18 protein-coding genes and 1 pseudogene are annotated in these 16,327 nt (G+C 45.3%); all 19 read right to left on the bottom strand.

Annotated elements, in window-relative coordinates:
• Nucleotides 1-2: 2 nt before the first annotated feature.
• The 19 genes and pseudogenes from cheB to DW996_RS12955 all read right to left on the bottom strand — a co-directional run bounded on the left by cheB (nt 3) and on the right by DW996_RS12955 (nt 16,281).
• Nucleotides 3-1,132 (bottom strand): annotated as a pseudogene (gene cheB / locus DW996_RS02130) (chemotaxis-specific protein-glutamate methyltransferase CheB).
• A complete protein-coding gene (locus tag DW996_RS02125) occupies nt 1,132-1,866 on the bottom strand; it encodes a flagellar brake protein (RefSeq protein WP_158575162.1) in 735 nt (244 codons plus the stop codon). Before DW996_RS02125 ends, cheB begins: the two are co-directional and overlap by 1 nt.
• A gap of 33 nt (nt 1,867-1,899) precedes the next feature.
• A complete protein-coding gene (locus tag DW996_RS02120) occupies nt 1,900-2,772 on the bottom strand; it encodes a MinD/ParA family protein (RefSeq protein ID WP_118281084.1) in 873 nt (290 codons plus the stop codon).
• A gap of 2 nt (nt 2,773-2,774) precedes the next feature.
• Nucleotides 2,775-3,749 carry a DEAD/DEAH box helicase family protein gene (locus DW996_RS02115; RefSeq protein ID WP_118534729.1) on the bottom strand — a complete coding sequence of 325 codons (975 nt, stop codon included), beginning with the start codon at nt 3,747-3,749 and terminating at the stop codon, nt 2,775-2,777.
• Nucleotides 3,740-4,123 carry a Jag N-terminal domain-containing protein gene (locus DW996_RS13840; protein ID WP_118534728.1) on the bottom strand — a complete coding sequence of 128 codons (384 nt, stop codon included), beginning with the start codon at nt 4,121-4,123 and terminating at the stop codon, nt 3,740-3,742. Before DW996_RS13840 ends, DW996_RS02115 begins: the two co-directional genes overlap by 10 nt.
• A 1-nt stretch (nt 4,124) precedes the next feature.
• Complete coding sequence (gene flhA, locus DW996_RS02105; RefSeq protein ID WP_118281082.1) at nt 4,125-6,173, bottom strand: flagellar biosynthesis protein FlhA; 2,049 nt, start codon at nt 6,171-6,173, stop codon at nt 4,125-4,127.
• A 51-nt stretch (nt 6,174-6,224) separates the two neighbouring features.
• Nucleotides 6,225-7,352: a flagellar biosynthesis protein FlhB gene (gene flhB, locus DW996_RS02100; protein WP_442969909.1), complete on the bottom strand. Its 1,128-nt coding sequence runs from the start codon at nt 7,350-7,352 to the stop codon at nt 6,225-6,227.
• Entirely contained in the window at nt 7,348-8,127 is a 780-nt protein-coding gene (gene fliR / locus DW996_RS02095) for a flagellar biosynthetic protein FliR (RefSeq protein ID WP_118534727.1), read from the bottom strand. The genes flhB and fliR overlap by 5 nt, the downstream gene beginning before the upstream one ends.
• Nucleotides 8,128-8,134: 7 nt before the next feature.
• Nucleotides 8,135-8,404: a flagellar biosynthesis protein FliQ gene (gene fliQ / locus DW996_RS02090; protein WP_118281366.1), complete on the bottom strand. Its 270-nt coding sequence runs from the start codon at nt 8,402-8,404 to the stop codon at nt 8,135-8,137.
• Between the two features lie 25 nt (nt 8,405-8,429).
• Entirely contained in the window at nt 8,430-9,251 is an 822-nt protein-coding gene (fliP, locus tag DW996_RS02085) for a flagellar type III secretion system pore protein FliP (RefSeq protein WP_199642612.1), read from the bottom strand.
• Between the two features lie 8 nt (nt 9,252-9,259).
• A complete protein-coding gene (locus tag DW996_RS02080) occupies nt 9,260-9,634 on the bottom strand; it encodes a flagellar biosynthetic protein FliO (protein ID WP_118281079.1) in 375 nt (124 codons plus the stop codon).
• A gap of 2 nt (nt 9,635-9,636) precedes the next feature.
• On the bottom strand, nt 9,637-9,999 hold the full coding sequence (locus tag DW996_RS02075) for a response regulator (protein ID WP_118281078.1): 363 nt from the start codon (nt 9,997-9,999) through the stop codon (nt 9,637-9,639).
• Nucleotides 10,000-10,021: 22 nt separating this feature from the next.
• Nucleotides 10,022-11,227 carry a flagellar motor switch phosphatase FliY gene (fliY, locus tag DW996_RS02070; RefSeq protein WP_118534725.1) on the bottom strand — a complete coding sequence of 402 codons (1,206 nt, stop codon included), beginning with the start codon at nt 11,225-11,227 and terminating at the stop codon, nt 10,022-10,024.
• Nucleotides 11,228-12,211, bottom strand: a complete 984-nt coding sequence (gene fliM / locus DW996_RS02065; protein ID WP_118281076.1) for a flagellar motor switch protein FliM — start codon at nt 12,209-12,211, stop codon at nt 11,228-11,230. It lies immediately after the preceding gene.
• Between the two features lie 33 nt (nt 12,212-12,244).
• Nucleotides 12,245-12,757 carry a flagellar basal body-associated FliL family protein gene (locus DW996_RS02060; protein WP_118534724.1) on the bottom strand — a complete coding sequence of 171 codons (513 nt, stop codon included), beginning with the start codon at nt 12,755-12,757 and terminating at the stop codon, nt 12,245-12,247.
• Between the two features lie 11 nt (nt 12,758-12,768).
• On the bottom strand, nt 12,769-13,620 hold the full coding sequence (locus DW996_RS02055; protein WP_118534723.1) for an OmpA/MotB family protein: 852 nt from the start codon (nt 13,618-13,620) through the stop codon (nt 12,769-12,771).
• The gene (locus tag DW996_RS02050) at nt 13,620-14,411 is read right to left on the bottom strand and encodes a motility protein A (RefSeq protein WP_118534722.1); all 792 of its coding nucleotides are present in this window, start codon (nt 14,409-14,411) and stop codon (nt 13,620-13,622) included. Before DW996_RS02050 ends, DW996_RS02055 begins: the two co-directional genes overlap by 1 nt.
• A 197-nt stretch (nt 14,412-14,608) precedes the next feature.
• Nucleotides 14,609-15,784, bottom strand: a complete 1,176-nt coding sequence (locus tag DW996_RS13555) for a flagellar hook-basal body complex protein (protein WP_279220140.1) — start codon at nt 15,782-15,784, stop codon at nt 14,609-14,611.
• Nucleotides 15,781-16,281, bottom strand: coding sequence for a flagellar hook-basal body complex protein (locus tag DW996_RS12955; protein ID WP_158575160.1), 501 nt, complete (start codon nt 16,279-16,281; stop codon nt 15,781-15,783). The genes DW996_RS13555 and DW996_RS12955 overlap by 4 nt, the downstream gene beginning before the upstream one ends.
• Between the last annotated feature and the right edge of the window lie 46 nt (nt 16,282-16,327).

Below are 16,327 nucleotides of genomic sequence, written 5' to 3'. Positions count from 1 at the left end.
TTTTAATCCCCCAGTTTCTTAATAATTGCATCTGCTATTTGGTTTATAGGAACTACTTTATCACTCAGACCCTGTTGTTCGATGGATCTGGGCATGCCATAGACAACACATGTGTCCTGACTTTCTGAAATCACATAAATCTTCTTGTGCTTTTTGAGCATCTGGATCCCCTTGGTACCGTCTGCACCCATGCCTGTAAGGACAACGCAGAGGATCTCCTTGTAATCCGAATGGCAAAGGGACTCATACATAAGATCTGCACAAGGCTTGAGGCTGCCGATCGGCGGTTTGTCATTGAGGCTTACCATAGGGCGACCGCTTCTGTCCTTGCCGATCTCCATATGCTTGCCGCCGGGTGCAATGTAGACCCAGCCAGCCCTCAGTACCTCCTGATCTTCTGCCTGCTTGACATGATGGCACTTGTCTGATCCAGTCGTCTGGCAAGAGAATCCGTAAATCCTGCCGGCATATGCTGTACCAAAACCAGCGGAACCGGAAGATCTGCCGGAAGCATAGGAATCAATACCTGCAATGCCTGCGGACCTCCTGTAGAACAAGCCAGAGCGATCAGGGTATCCTTCCGCATACCGGAAGATGTTGCGGTCGCATCCTTGTCCACATCCCGGTGCACTGTCGTATCTACGGAGCGATCCAGTTTCTGAGATACGCGCTGGACCATCTCCCGTACACGCTTGGTAGCCTCATAAGGATCCACCGGCTGTGCATGCTTTGGTGCCGGCAGACCACGGGATGCATTGTGCAGTGAACGAAGGAGTTCACTTGCTACCTTATCTGTCATACCATGCAGGCGATTCTCCCGATATACATAATCATAAGCCCCCAGGCTCATCGCCTGACGGATGGTCTGCATATCTTCCGCAATGGAAGACGTCAAAAAGATGACGCGCGGGCGGTTCTCCAAAGTCTGTAACTGTCGCATAAAGGTAAGTACATCCATGCGCGCCGACAGACCGATGACAACGATCGCATAGGCATTCTCTACTATTTTGTTGTAAGCATCTTGTGTGTTCATGCTCATCTCAGACACTTGAAAATCTTTGTCTGTATTGATTATATCACAGATTTTCCTTCTCATGAGTGCAGAGTTATCAACAATCAATACCTTTTGCATTATATTTCCTGTTCCTTCTTTCTGATCCTACGTTCTTCCTGAAAAACATAGCCGATCAACTGCTCTTTCATGCGTGGATCCTTAAAATAGAATTTCACACGATGCGTATATTTATCCTTGGCATCTGTCTGCTTGGAATCGATCACTTTTGCAACCACATCGATGTCCAAAGATGTTTTTTTGTTCTCCTGCGGCAACTGGAATTCTAAAAGGAGATATTTTACATTGGCTAAAGAGTTGCTGGATGTAAACCTTGCGCCACCGCCGCTGATATCTAAGATGGTTCCGATGCCGCGTATCGTCATCTCATTGCCTGCGGCCATTTTTTCTCTCACGGCATCGATCGTGCCCTCCATAGCCGCCTCTTCCGTCACGCCCATAAAGATCATCGGCACCATACAGGTGATCCGATAGTATTCCCGGCGCTGAAATTTTTCCAAAGGACTGGTCAGTACGATCTTTAACAAATAAAAATGCTGTTTTTTGATATGATCTGTCACCGTCCCCTGCGCCTTGTAAAGTCCCATCGGTGCGGAGAAGATAAACTCATAGCGGATGTTCTTTGGTAAAAGCTGCAGCCTGCCGCCGACCATAGGCATTTGCAGTTCTATGCTGTCTTTTGTCACATCAAATATACTTGTATAATAGATGCCCTGTGCTGCGTCTACATCCTCTTTTTCCATCAACTGGGTAATGCGGATATCAACCTTGCAGCCCGGCATTAAGTCTTCCATTCTCATATGATACTCCCGAACGCTCCCTGTCTTTTAAGAACGCCCCATAAAATTATTAAATAATTGCGTGATACCCCAGCGGTAGCGGTTCTTGTCATCGCCGGTCAAAAGATTCTGAGCGATGATCTCAAATGCCTTGGTAGACTTTGCGTTTGGCGCGACCGTCGATACAGTCTTTTGGTTGCGCACCGCCTTTTCCAGGGACGGATCGACCGGTATCATGCCCAGATAATGCAATTTTCCATCCAGAAATTTTTCCACGACAGAATTTAATTTCTGATAAACGGCATTGCCTTCCGCCTCCGAGGTTACCTTATTGGCAACCAGATGCACATTGGTGCCATTGCGGATAAACTTTGGATTTTTGTAAAGTGCCTTCATCAGGGAGTAGGAATCAGTGATGGAACTTGGCTCAGGTGTCGTCACAAGGATCACTTCCGGACTAGCAAGCACAAACTCCAAGACACTGTCCGCCACACCTGCTCCGGTATCTATGATCAAAACATCACATAGATCATTTAAAAGCGACAGGCTGTGCACCAGATAGGAGATCTGTTCTTTTGTCAGATTGTTGAGTCCGACAATGCCGGATCCACCCGAGATAAAACCGATATCCATAGGTCCTGTCGTGATGATCTCACGGATGCTTTTCCCGCCAAAGATCAGATCACTCAGATTGTATTTTGGTACCGTTCCAAACATGACCTCGACATTGGCGAGTCCAAAATCCGCGTCCAGGATAATGACACGCTGCCCCATCTTACGGAACATAATCGCCAGGTTTACCGCCATATTGGATTTGCCAACGCCCCCCTTGCCACTGGTGATCGTGATCACGCGGGCATTGCCAATATTATTTTGATTTTTTTGTTTGATAACATTTCTTAATTGTTCGGCCTGATCCATATTTATCTGCCTCCCAACAAGAGTTTTACCAGTTTTTGTGTATCGACGACCTCAATGTCATCCGGCACATTCTGGCCTGTTGTCACATAGGAAAGCTGCGCTCCCGTGTGCAACTTGATATTTAATATATTACCATATGCACTGGTTTCGTCCAACTTGGTAAAGATCAGATGGAAATCGCAGAATTCATCATAGATATCTGTGATCTCGATGAGGTCTTTGTACTTTGTGGTCGCACTTAAGACCAGATAGATCTGTCTTTCGTATTGTGCCGGAAGATTTTTCAGCAGACGTTTCATATCTTCTCTCTGCCCATCATTCTTGTGTGAAAATCCTGCGGTATCCACCAGTACCAGATCATAATCTGCAAATTTTTCGATCTCTTTTCCAATATCTTCCGGTGTATAGATAATGGATAAAGGAGTATCCAGGATATTGGCATAGGTGCGCAACTGCTCCGCCGCCGCGATACGATAGGTATCGGCGGTAAGAAGTGCCACCTTTTTTTCCTGCTCTACTTTAAAACGCGATGCGATCTTAGCAATGGTCGTTGTCTTGCCTACACCTGTCGGTCCGATAAAAAATACGACCTTGGGCTTGTTCTTGGTCAGCGAGATCACTTCCGGCTGTCCCAACTTTAAGATCATCTTCTGGTAGACACTGGAGATCAGATAGTCCAGCCCGTTGGTGCTGTGGGACACACGATCCAGATCATCCATGAACTGATTGATGTAGATCTCATCCACTTCATTATCCAATAAAACCTTATATAAGACTTTAAAGAACTGATGGCTCTGCTCGTCTCTCTCTGATCCTAAATCTTCTACAAATTCCACGGAAGAAAGCGGACGGAATTCCTCTGCCTTTGGCTCGGCTACCATTTGCGCCGCCTGTGATTCACGAAGCGGAGCGATCGGTTTGTGTCCGTTCTTTTCCATGACCTCGTTGACAGCGGCAAATGCCTCTTTTAATGCCATGGTATCACCGGACAAGTCTTTTGAACCGGTTCTGCCTTTGCTGCACGCAGACTTGCCTTTGGTGTCTCCATACGATTGTCAGCCGTTTCCTGACTTTCCAGATCGCGTAGGGAGATCTCCTCATCTGCAACGGCATCAAAGCCATGGGATGCCGGTCTGGCTGACGGTGCCGGCGGTATGCTAAAGGAAGGCTGTGGCATGACATCATCTTCCAGTGCGGCTGTCACCTCGTACATGCTGCCCTTGAAAATGCCAAGAAAGCCCTTTTGCCGCACTTCCTTTACATTCATGATCACAACCGATGCGCCCATTTCCTCTTTTGCCAGAGCGATCGCTTCTTCTTTTGTTTTTCCCTGAAACTTTTTAATGGTCATCTTATCCTGTCACCATCCCCACTGATTGTAATTCAACATCGGAGTCGATCTCATTATATGAAACCACAATCAGATCCTTTACATAATCTTCTGTCATTTTCTTAAAATACATACGCACGATTGGTGATGTCACAACGATCGGTGTCTTGCCGGTCTCCTCGAACTTTGCGATCTCTGCCTGCAAAGAATCCATAATGGCACGGATGCGTTCCGGATCTAAGGTCAGATATGCTCCCTGCTCCGTCTGCTTGATGGATGCCATGATATCCTGCTCTACCTTTGGATCCAGCGTAATGCAGGAGGTCACTTCATTCGGCACAAAGTAACGGCTGGAGATTGCACGTTTTAAGCCCTGACGGACATATTCTGTCAGGACATCGGTATCTCTGGTTGTCGCTGCATGGTCAGCAAGCACTTCAAAAATAGAAAGCAGGTCGCGGATGGAAATCCCCTCTTTTAAGAGATTCTGCAGGACCTTCTGGATCTCGCCAAGACCCAGCAGTTTTGGTGTAAGTTCGTCCACCAGTGCCGGATTGCTCTCTTTGAGATTGTTGACCAGATTCTGCACATCCTGACGGCTCAAAAGTTCTGCGATGTGGCTGCGGATCACCTCTGTCAGATGTGTTGCAATGATAGACGGCGGATCGACTACGGTATAGCCCAAACTTTCCGCACGTTCTCTCTGGCTGTCTGTAATCCAGATCGCCGGCAGATGGAAGGACGGCTCAAAGGTCGGAATTCCGTTGATCTCCTCCTCCACAAAACCCGGATTCATCGCCATATAGTGGTCAAAAAGGATTTCGCCCTCTGCCACCTGAATACCTTTAATCTTGATGATATATTGATTCGGATTGAGTTGGATGTTATCGCGCAGACGGATGATCGGCACAACTGTACCAAGTTCCAGCGCGATCTGTCTTCGGATCATAACGACACGATCCAGAAGATCCCCGCCCTGATTGACATCCGCAAGCGGTATGATTCCATAGCCAAATTCCAGTTCAATCGGATCCACCTGCAAAAGGGAAACGACATTCTCCGGTCTGCGGATCTCCTCTGCCTCGGACTCCTCTGCCGCGACTTCTTCCTCGATGCTCTCCTCGCCGATACTCTTGGAGATCGAATAGCCGGAGATCAAAAATGCTGCACCAAAGGCACCGAACAAGACCGGGTTCAGCGGTGTTACCAGACCCAAAAAGATCATAGATGCACCAACAATATAAAGTACCTTTGGAATACCAAATAACTGTTTGATCAAAACACCGCTGAAATCGGCTTCTTTGGATCCCTTGGTAACTAAGATACCGGTTGCCAATGAGATCAAAAGCGATGGAATCTGGGAGCAAAGTCCGTCACCGATCGTCAACAGACCATATTGCTGGATGGCACTCGTAAAATCCATACCACTTCGCATAACTCCCATTAAGGTTCCTCCGATCAGATTGATAAAAGTGATCAAAAGACCTGCTGTCGCATCTCCCTTGACATACTTTGTCGCACCATCCATAGAGCCAAAGAAGGAGGATTCATCCTGTAACTTCTGTCTTCTCTCGCGTGCTTCCTTTTCGGTAATGGCTCCGGTATTTAAGTCTGCATCGATCGCCATCTGTTTACCCGGCATAGCATCCAGCGTAAATCTGGCAGAAACCTCAGCAACACGTTCAGAACCCTTATTGATAACCATGAACTGCACAATGATAAGGACAATAAAGATGATGGCACCGATCACCAGATCGCCTCCACCAACGAACTGTCCGAACGTCTCAACGACATTTCCCGGCGAACCCGTACTTAGGATCAGACGGGTAGATGAAACGTTTAGGGAAATACGAAAGATCGTCGTAAACAAAAGCAGGGTCGGGAAAAAGGACATATCCAAAACTTCCCGCACAAACAAGACATTCATCAGAACGATCAATGCGACGGAAATATTGAGCGCCAGCATAACATCCAATAATATAGAAGGAATCGGAACAATGAAGAAAATAATTGCCGCCAATAGATATGCTGCAACGCCGATATCGGTTTTTTTAACACCGGATAGATCCATTCCGTTTCCTCCTTTCCATCGTATATCTCATCTCATCTTATCTTAAACTATTTATCTTTTACTGTAAACCAGCGCAAGGATCTCTGCCACTGCCTGATACAACTCCGGTGGAATCTGCTCTCCCACCTCGACCGTCGCATAAAGCGCTCTGGCAAGCGGTTTGTTTTCCATGATCTCCACACCGTTTTCCTTGGCGGTTTCTTTGATCTTTGCCGCCAGATAATCCTCACCTTTTGCGACCACCGTCGGTGCATTTTCAATCTCTGCATCATAGCGGATGGCTACCGCAATATGGGTCGGGTTGGTGATAACGACATCCGCCTTGGGAACATCCTGCATCATACGACGCTGGGATGCTTCACGCATCCTTTGCCTCTGCTGCCCCTTGATCTGCGGATCACCTTCGGTATTTTTATATTCATCCTTGACTTCCTGTTTGGTCATCTTCATGTCTTCGTTAAAACGATGGCGCTGGTAAATATAATCAGCCAGTCCTACCACCAGATAGCAAAGACTGATACGGAGTCCTGTATCTATGATGATATCGCCGATCAAAGAGATCGCCTGGTTGAGCGGTATCTCGTATAAGATGAATAAATTATTTGCCTGTCCCTTGATGCAGGTATATGCCACATAAAAGACCAGTACGATCTTTAGGATGGACATCAAAAGGTTAAAAAGCGAATCTTTGGAAAAAATACGCTTGAAGCCATTGACCGGATTAAACTTATCCAGTTTGGGCTCTAAAGGCTTGGTCGATACCTGCCAGCCGACCTGTACGATACTGATCACAATGGCAAACACAAAGCCTGCCGCCAAAAAAGGGGCTGCCAGACGGAGCAGCTGCAGATAACCCTGGGTCAAAAGTCCGCTCGCCGCCTGTACAGTCATGCCATCCCGCTGGGTATCGATGACATCCGGTATCATCCCATAAAAGAGGTGAAAGACACTGATAAAGCCCTCACCCAGATAGGACACAAAGATACGCAGAGACAGGAATAAAGCGATCAGCATTGCCGCCGAGTTTAATTCCTGGCTTCGGGCAACCTTACCCTCTTCACGGGCATCTTTTAATTTTTTTGAAGTCGCCGGTTCTGTCTTTTCTCCGCCCGGTCCGTCCTGCGCGAACCATTGCAGGTCATAAGACAGAAGTAACACTTTGTCTTCCTTCAAGTTAATACATTCCTTCTATAAATGACACTGTCATGACTTTGATCTCTTTAAAAATAAAATTGGCAATGTCCGGTAATAAAAACGTCGTGATGAACAAAACTGCCAGACCAAGCAGGAGTTTCAACTGGACACCAACGGCGAACATATTCATCTGTGGTGCCACCTTTGCCATGATACCCAAGATACTGTTGAGAATCATCATGCAGGCAAAGACCGGCAAAACAATACGAAATCCAATGACAAAAAGATCCGTACAATACTGCACCATGGAGGCAAGCAAGGAGTCCATCTGAAACTGTGCTCCTCCCAGCGGAAACAACTGAAACGAATCGATCAGCGCACGCAAGATATACTGATGCATATTGGAAACGATCAAAAGCAAGAGGATAAAGTAAGAATATAAATTTCCCGTGATACTGACCTGGCTGCCTGTCGTCGGGTCAAATACCATAGCCATGGAAAGCCCGATATCCATATCAATGATCGTACCTGCAAATAAAATAATGGAATTACAAATATATGCCGCGAAACCGATCAGCAATCCTGTAATTCCCTCTTTGAGCACCAATATGGCATAACCGACTTCCGAGGTGTATGCTGTATGTTCTACCGGGACGGCATAAAAAACAAGAATTGCCACAAATGCAGATAATCCGATCTTTACCCTCCCCGGTACTTCCTTCGCGCCAAAAAAAGGTGCTACAAACACAAAGCAGGAAATCCGTACCAATATCAGTAAAAAATATTCAAATGTACTTATATCAAATGTATATTGTAACATACCAAAACTAGCCTAAAAACGTGCTGAAGTTTGTCCACAATTCCGTCATGTAATCTGTCAATGTTGTCAATATAAAAGCACCAAAGATCAGCATTCCCAGGAATACGGCAACGATCTTTGGTACAAAGGTCAGCGTCTGTTCCTGAATGGAGGTAACGGTCTGAAAAATACTGACGATCAGACCGACGATCAAAGAGATCAAAAGCAGCGGTGCCGCACATATGATGATATTGTAGATCGCATCTCTGACAATATCCAATACCTGTCCTTCTGTCATAAAAATCACGCTCTCTTTCTATTTATCAGTAAAATGTCTTGACCAGTCCGCCAATGACAAGATTCCATCCATCTGCCAGCACAAATAAAAGTATCTTAAACGGCAGGGAGATGGTCGTCGGCGGCAGCATCATCATACCCATGGACATCAACACGGACGAAACGACCATATCGATCACGATAAATGGGATATAGATCACAACACCGATAATAAAGGCTGTACGCAGTTCGCTTAAGATAAAACTCGGAACCAATACGACAAATGGGATATCATCATAATCTTCATAGGTCGTATCTGAGATCTCACAAAAGAGTTTGAGATCCTTTTCCTGCGTCTGTCCGTACATGAAATTACGGATCGGCTCCACGGCACGATCCAGCGCCTCTTCCTGTGTGATCTCTCCATTGTCCAGCGGTGTAATGGCATTTTCATTGATCTGCGTAAAGGTCGGCCACATGATAAAGAATGTCAAAAACAATGCCAGCCCGATCAAAATCTGGTTGGGTGGCGATGTCTGCGTACCGATCGCGGATCGAACAAAATGCAGGACAATGATGATCCTGGTAAAAGAGGTCAACATGATCAGTATGGACGGTGCTAGAGCCAGAATCGTTATAATCAGTAAAATACGCACATTTGCGGATAAAGATCCGGAATCTGAATCCAGGGTCAATGATACCCCGCCCTTGCCTGTGACCCAGTCACTGGCATTTGGTGCATTGTCCGTTGCTCCGTAGGAAGACGCATAGACTGTACTGCCACAGGCATACCAGACGCTGACACAGATGGCAAAGGTTGCCAGGATCAGACTAAAGATACAATATCCTTTTTTTAATTTGTTTTTCATATTCATGTCTACTTCTTCGGTAAATGTTCTTTGAACTTTTGTAAGGCATCGGCAAAATCGCCCTTAGCCGTCGGGATCGTCATATTCTGGGAAGGCATTTCTTTTAACTGCTCTCCGCTGAGTTGTCCCAAGACTGTGATCTCGTCCTTGCCGATGGCAATGACATAATAGGTGTCCTTGCCTGCCTGTATCAACTGTATGTACTTATTGGTCGTCAGTTTCAAGGTCTCAACAACCGAAAGGTTCTTGCTGATGCTCTGGCTTTTCTGGTAACCAGCAATCCATCGGGTCACATAGTAAGTCAATGCCAGAACGATCAAAAAACAAAAAAGTACAATGATCAGTTGAAAGATATTCTCACCTGTCGATGATAGTAAAATCATTCTTAACCAATAACCTTCTTTACGGCTTCAAGAACACGCTCTGCCTGGAACGGCTTTACGATAAAGTCCTTGGCACCTGACTGAATTGCCTCGATAACCATTGCCTGCTGACCCATTGCAGAACACATGATAACGCAGGCATTTGGATCCTTTGCACGGATTGCCTTTAAGGATTCGATACCATCCATCTCCGGCATGGTAATATCCATAAGCACCAGATCCGGCTTCAACTCCGTGTACTTGTCAACTGCTACCTTACCGTTTTCAGCTTCGCCTACAACGTTGTAACCATTCTTTGTCAAGATATCCTTGATCATCATTCTCATAAACGCAGCATCATCACTAATTAAAATATTTTTTGCCATCTCTTACTCTCCTTTTTATCTCTTATTTCATTATCTCGGTAATACGAATACCGAAAGATTCTTCAATGACTACTACTTCACCTTTTGCAACATATTTACCATTGACCAATACGTCGATCGGTTCGCCGGCGATCTTGTTTAATTCTATGATCGTTCCCGGTGCAAAATCCAAAATATCCTGAATGGATTTGTGTGTCCTGCCTAACTCGACAGTCACTTCCAATGGAACGTCCATGATCAGATCTATATTTTCCGGCTGGTATGGTGCCTGATAATTGCCGGCAAAAGGTTGGAATTGTGCAGGCTGCACATTGACCTGCTGTTGTGGGGGATACGGTTGCTGCATATATGACTGTTGCATATACGGCTGTCCCTGCATGCCCATATCCGGCATCGGCTGTTGCGGTGGTATCTGCCCTAGCATGGCTTGTTCCTGCATCTGCCCCTGCGCTTGCGGTGGGGTCTGTGGTGCCGCCTGTGGCTGTGATGCCGGTTCCGGCTGCGGTGTCGGCATGTCATCTTCCACCGTAGATGCTGTATCACTCTCCATATTTGACACAATACTGTGGCACATGTCTTTGGCTAAGGATACCGGATAAAGTTGCATGATCTCACTATCCACCAAATCACCAATCAGCATTTTAAAGGTAATCTTAACGAATCTTCCCTCCAGAAAATCTTCGATTTCTCCTCCATCGGTTGTATCCTGCAGATCCATCAAGGTTGAGGATGGTGGGCTGATATCAATCATGGTATTTAGCATGGATGACATCGATGTTGCAGAAGATCCCATCATCTGGTTCATAGCTTCACTGATTGCACTCAAATGCAGTTCTGTAATCTCACCATCTGTGTTTGAGCCATCGCCTCCCATCATCAGATCCGTAATGATTTTTACGTCATTTTCCCGTAAGACTAAGATATTGCTTCCATCTAATCCTTTGGTATAAGCGATTCGTACCAAAACACATGGTTTTTCATATTTATCTACAATCTCATCCCACGTTCCCATGGAAACAACGGGCGTTGAAATTTCGACTTTTTTATTTACTAAGGAAAACAGTGTTGTCGCTGCCGTTCCCATGCTGATATTGGCAATCTCACCAATGGTATCAACTTCATCCGGTGTGAGTTCTTCACCTGCTGCCGCGTCAGACGTGTCAGCATCCGGTATCCCACCACTCAGGAGGGCGTTGATCTCTTCCTGGGATAATACGCCGTCACTCATCTATTCCTGCTCCTCTCTTATGACTGATGTTATTCTAACTGCATAATCTTCTCCGGTTGCGCCGGGAAGTGCAGTAAATTTCTTGATATCTCCGACATAGACATCCAATTCCTGGTTGACCTTGGTATTCAGGCGGATGATGTCTCCCACCTGCAAACCCGAAAAATCGTTAACGGAGATCACGCTTTTGCCAAGGATCGCCTTGACCGGAACGATCGCTTTTGCGATCAAAGACTCGATGGTGTCTGCATACTCCATCTCCACCCGCTCCTGCATGTTGGAATACCAGAACTTGGTGTTTAACTTGTCCATGACAGGCTCTAGGGTAATATACGGAAGACAGATGTTCATAAAGCCTTCCACATCCCCGATCTTGATGCTGATCGTCACGATCGCGATCATTTCCGATGGAGAAATGATCTGCGCAAACTGGGAGTTGGTCTCAATACGCTCCAAGCGCGGATGTACATCCAAAACATTGGTCCAAGGCTCACGCAATAACTGTACGCAGGCAGTCATGATACGTTCAATGATCAGAAGTTCGATCTCGGAAAACTCTCGTACTTTATCAAGCGGTTCTCCCTCGCCTCCTAACATACGATCCACGATCGCATATCCCAACTTGGATGCCATTTCTACAATGATATTTCCCTCTAAGGGTTCAAAGTTGACAATACCAAGCAAGACCGGATTGGAAAGGGAATTGGAAAATTCCATATAGGTAACTGCCTCCGAATTCATCACCTCTACCTGTATGTTCTTGCGCAAGTAGACCGGAAGGTTGGTAGACAGTAATCTGCCATAATGTTCAAAAATAATCTCAAGGGTTCGTAAATGTTCTTTGGAAAACTTGGATGGTCTGGAGAAGTCATAGTTCTTGACCTGCTTCTCGCTGCTTGCCTTGATCTCTTCAGCATCTACTTCACCACTGCTCAGTGCCTGTAATAAGTTGTCTATTTCATTTTGGGAAAGTATATCGCTCAAGTATTCTCACCACCCACTGCAAATTTCTCCTTTTTACTGATATTGTGCCGTTGGGAATCCTACCGCTACAATAAAATCAGACCCAAACATCTTTTGAAGATCTTTCAAGATCTCATCCTGAACTGCTGACTGATTATTCTTGATCTCGTCTATCGTATATTGTGAAACAATGTTGTTGATGTCGCCCTTGATCAGATTGACCTTTTCTTCGACCTGTGGCTTAAGATCCTTATAATCACTGTTCTTGGTATCCATGGAGATAGATACGGTGATCATAGCGAAATGATCCTTGCCGTCCCCATCCTGCTTAAGGTTGATGGTCTGTTCATCATCAATATTATAAACCTCGATCTGGTCGATCGGGATATTGGCGTTGCTGGTCGCACTGCCGGACTCCAGATCCAGATCAATGGCGCTGCATACCTTAGTGATCAGTTCATTTGCTTTTTGTGTCTCCGGCAAAATCGTGATCGTCAGGATCACGGTGAGTACCAAATTGACAACCACGAGTGCTAATGTAATAACAGTAATAAGATTTTTCTTCATGATTGACCTCTCTAATTATTTAAAGATTCTGAATTAAGCGAATTGTAGATCTTGATCTCTACCCTTCGGTTCTTTGCTCGTCCTTCTGCTGTCGAATTGTCTGCGATCGGCACGTAAGATCCTCTGCCGGATGACTTGATATGTGCCGGATCCAGTGTCGTATTGTCCCGGATATAATTTGCCACATTCAAGGCACGGTACATGGAAAGGATATCATTGTCACTATACTGCTCTCCTGCCGCCGGTGGCACATTATCCGTGTGGCCTTCGATCTCGATCAGATTATTGGTGTAGTTATTAAGGATCACGGCGATCTTTTCCATGACCGGAAGAACTTCCTCCCGGATAGTCGCCTCACCGGAATTAAAGAGCAGGGCTCCGTTTAAATTGATCAGCGTGTAGTATTCATTGAACTCTACATCCACCTGATTCTCAAGACCATAGGATTGCAAAAGACGGCTGACCTGTTCTGCCATCTGCTCACTTTCCGTAAGCCCGGCATTTTCCAGTGTCTCCTGCGCTTCTTCTGTCGTTACCGTCGTATCCGGATTCGTAACCGAATCATCCGGTTCCTCGTCTCCCTTAGGAAGGGCTGAGGATGAATTGAAATAAATATCAAACTTTTCCAGCATGCTCACACCGGAAGATATCAATTCGCCATCTCCGATCGTCGAACCGCCCGACGGTAAAATACTAAAGGTACTCTGCAAAGACTGCACGACCATTTCAAACTTTTCTGTATCGACTGTTGACATAGAAAAGAGCAATACAAAGAAGCATAACAGCAAGTTCATCAGATCACTAAAGGTCGACATCCACGCCGGGGAACCTTTTGGCGGATCCTCCTGTTTACGCTTTGCCACTATGCCTCACCTCCGTCTTCACTACCGGCATTATCTCGGTCAGATGGTGCTAGGAATGACTTGAGCTTTTCTTCGATAACACGAGGGTTCTCTCCTGCCTGAATAGATAAAAGACCTTCTACGGTAATCTCTCGCATCATGATTTCCATATCATTGTTCACTTTTAACTTTGCTGCTGTCGGACCTGCCAGCCAGTTTGCAATCAAGGAACCATACAATGTTGTCAAAAGTGCTACCGCCATATTCGGTCCGATTGAAGATGAATCTGTTAAGTTCTTCAACATATTTACCAGACCAATCAACGTACCAATCATACCCCAGGCTGGACCAAGTTCTGCCCATTTCTCCCAGAAGCCAATGACCTTTTTATGTCTTGCTTCCAGATTAATCAAATCTGTTTCCAAAATACCACGCACAAGATCCGGATCCGTACCATCAACAACCAGATTGATACCTTTTTTTAAGAATTCATCATCCATATCGTGTGTCGCTTCTTCCAATGCCAGAAGGCCTTCTTTTCGAGATATATTGGATAAATTGATAATATTGGATATGACTTCCGATGCATCACCTACGGATGGTTCTTTCATCGCCAGTCCAATACTCTTTAGGCCGCCGATAAAATCCGCCAGCTTATGGGATGCCAAGGTACCCGCCAAGGAACCACCAATCGTAATAATAACAGATGGAAGATCCATAAAGTCATCGACAATATTACCGCCGGACGACAAAATACCAAAGACAACCATGACCGCGCCTAAGATCAGACCGACTAACGATGCTATATCCAAACTATTCACCGCCTTACATATAAAATACTATATCTTGTGTTTTTCACACAAAAACCCATAGTTACACGTTTATTTAATCTTACTAAATTTTATCTATCTTGTCTACTTGTAATTCCATTTATTTATCATATTTCTACACAAATTGCGAAAATTTAAATAAAAAAAAGCCCACTTTATAGCAGGCTATTTTTTATACATTATCGTTTCAGATTAACCAGTTCTTCCAGCAATGTATCCGAAGTTGTAATAATTCGTGAATTTGCCTGGAAACCTCTCTGTGTCGTAATCATATCTGTAAACTGCTCAGAAAGATCAACATTAGACATTTCCAGCTGTCCTGTTGTCATGCTGCCGCCATCTGCTGTAACCTCAACACCAATACCATCGAAATCACCGGAGTTTAATGTTGTTCCATAACAGTTATTACCAAGACTTTCCAGACCAGATGCATTTGCAAACTGCGCTACCGGAATCTGTCCCAAAAGAACAGTATTACCGTTATCATAAGAACCATAAATCTTTCCGGTTCCATCAATTGATACTCCTGTTAACTGTCCGAGTTTCTTTCCGGTTCCGTCGGTTGCCTTTTCTGCAGCGCCTTTTTCAAACTCTGCTGTAGAACTTCCACCATGATTCTGGTTTAAAAGATGGCTGAAGTCAATGGAAATATCCTCAAAGTTATCACCCAGAAGTGACATATTTAATGAAACAGATGCCGTTCCTGCGGAATCGATAAAACGGAAAGTCCCGTCGCTGGTATTAAACTGCAAAGTATAATTTGTCGTATCATAGGTCAGGTTCAACATACCGGTTGTCGTATCTACTGCCAGTGTTCCGGACGCTGCCGTATCTGCATCGATACCATAGATATCTGCAATGGAACGGAAGGTCTGGTTGCCGGCGCCATCCGTAAAGTTGTAGCCCAGTTCACCGCCTACGGTGACCGGTGCGCCGTCTGCACCTGTGACCATGGTATAGGTCGTACCATTTTCCGTATAGGTAATGCTTGCCGGATTGGTAGAGTTGTCCAAGGTATAATTCTTGCTTACGGAGAAGGATTTTACCGCTGTGGTGTCGTTACCGAAGATCTGGTCAAGGGCATCACTGCCGGCTGCGTCCAGCCCCTGCTTATCCAGCCACTCAGCAAGGATATCATTGTTATCACTGTCATAAATATTGGTCAGTTCCACGGAATATGTACCGGCATCCGTATCAACTGCCTTGTATGCAAATTTTGCAGTATAAGAATATCCCAGATTATCAAAGAAAGATAAGGTACGGACATAACCTGCATCGCTGGTCACGTTGGTATCGTTCTTATCGATCAATCCGGAAACGTTTGCCTTTGTTGTTGCCTCAGGTGCGCTTGTCATATTATCTGCCTGCATGATACGAAGGCAGATACAGTATCCTTGCGGATATCCCCTGTCAAAGGATCAACCTGCCATCCCATGACAGTATAACCTGTAGATGTCATTGCAAGGTTTCCCGCACCATCTAAGTAGAAAGATCCTGCTCTTGTAAAAAGATTTTCTGTTCCATTATTTACGATAAAGAAATTGGTAGAACTTCCGTTGGTCAGGCGGATATCCAGGGCATCGCCTGTGGATTGTGCTGCACCGGGAGAAGTGATGCTGACCTTTGTTGCTGCTGTTGATACACCAAGACCTATCTGCATGGCATTTTTTCCACCCGTTGTTGCTGTGGCTGCCGTAGCCCCTGATGTTGTCTGATACATAATATCAGCAAACGTCGTAGATGACGCTTTAAAGCCAACTGTGTTGACGTTTGAGATGTTGTTACCAATAACATCCATCTTTGTCTGGTGTGTTTTTAATCCTGATACACCAGAATACATTGCTCTCATCATAATAAATGACCTCCTAAATTGCTGTGTTGCCGTATCTGTCAGTCAA

It is taken from the genome of Roseburia sp. AM51-8 (genome assembly GCF_003478275.1).
In the GTDB taxonomy this organism is placed as follows: domain Bacteria; phylum Bacillota; class Clostridia; order Lachnospirales; family Lachnospiraceae; genus Pararoseburia; species Pararoseburia lenta.
Note: the sequence above shows the minus strand (reverse complement) of the source record. Positions and strands in the feature narration are given on the sequence as shown.